Raw genomic sequence first — 1,297 nt, forward strand, 5'->3', positions numbered from 1 at the left:
GTTTCTCCTATGTCAAGCCGTGGCCGGTAGGGCCGGGGTCTGACGGTTGTGGTGGTCGGTGGTGAGGCGGTTGAAGACGGTGCGGGCGATCCGACGTTTCAGGCATCGCAGGGCCTCTGTCCTGGTCTTGCCCTCGGCGAGCTTCTTGTCGTAGTACGCCCGCCCGAGGGAGTCCTTCAGTCGGATCTGGGTGATCGCGATCCGGTGGACCGCACAGTTGACCTGCCGGTTTCCTGACCTGGTCATCCGCACCCGGCCGGCGGTGTTCCCGGACCACACCGGGATCGGGGCCAGCCCGCCGTGCCGGGCGAACCGGGCCTCGGTGGAGAAGCGGGTGATCCCAGCAGACTCTCCGAGCAGCTTGGCCGCGGACAGCTCCCCGCACCCCGGCAGCGCGAGCAGCTCGGGCACCTCACGCCGGACCAGCGCACCCAGACGCTTGCCGAAGACGTCGATCCGGGCCGTGAGAGCGATGACGTCCTCGAGCTCGTCGCGGGCCATCTCCGCCACGATTCCCGACAGCGTCCCCAGCCATGCGTGCAGGGCTTGCTGAGTCACGGCCCGGTCCAGTGACCGCGGCGCCGGCGCCATCGCAGGGTCCAGCTCGTGGACCCGCCACAACAGGCTGTTGATCGTGCGGGTCCGGGTGGCCACCAACGCATCCCGCCGGTCGGTCAAGAGCTTGGCCTCCCGGGAGACCTCGTCGTGCGTGGCCACCGGCAGGTCCGGCTCACGCAGGAAGGCCCGGGCGACCGCGAGAGCATCGATCGGGTCCGACTTCCCCCGCGTGCGCGCCACCCGACGCTGCTCGGCCATCATCTTCGGCGGTACCCGCACCACCGACTGGCCCGCGCTCAGCAGGTCCCGCTCCAGCCGGGTCGAGAGGTGACGGCAGTCCTCGACCGCCCACCGAAGGTCCTCTCCGAACTCCCGACGGGCCCACCCCAACGCCTTCGCGTGACCCTTGGACGTAGCGGCGACGGTGACCTGACCCACCTGCTTCCCGACCGGGTCGACCGCGACGAACGTGTGCGTGTGCTTGTGGACATCGGCTCCAACAACAACCATGGTGGTTGCCTCCTTCACCTGATCAGTGACTGGACGGTTGGGCCGGTCGGCGGACACATCTCAGTGGGGGCGATGCCACGCTCCTATCAAGTCACGCCGGCCGGTCCTTCACACCGGCCGCCGACAAAACGCATGCTCGCCAACCCGAAGGCGGCACCGACGCTACGAGCCAGACAGCCAGTGCTCAGGACCCAACCACCGCGATGCGGCGCTGTCACCCTGACACTGA

General features: G+C 68.8%; 1 protein-coding gene. It reads right to left on the bottom strand.

All coding sequences use genetic code 11. The features are described 5' to 3' along the window. Window positions 1-12 precede the first annotated feature (12 nt). The gene (locus tag JQN72_RS18060; RefSeq protein ID WP_307812814.1) at window positions 13-1,086 is read right to left on the bottom strand and encodes an IS110 family transposase; all 1,074 of its coding nucleotides are present in this window, start codon (window positions 1,084-1,086) and stop codon (window positions 13-15) included. Window positions 1,087-1,297 lie beyond the last annotated feature (211 nt).

Origin of the sequence: Phycicoccus sp. CSK15P-2 (assembly GCF_016888005.1) — a bacterium.
Classification (GTDB): Bacteria; Actinomycetota; Actinomycetes; order Actinomycetales; family Dermatophilaceae; genus Phycicoccus.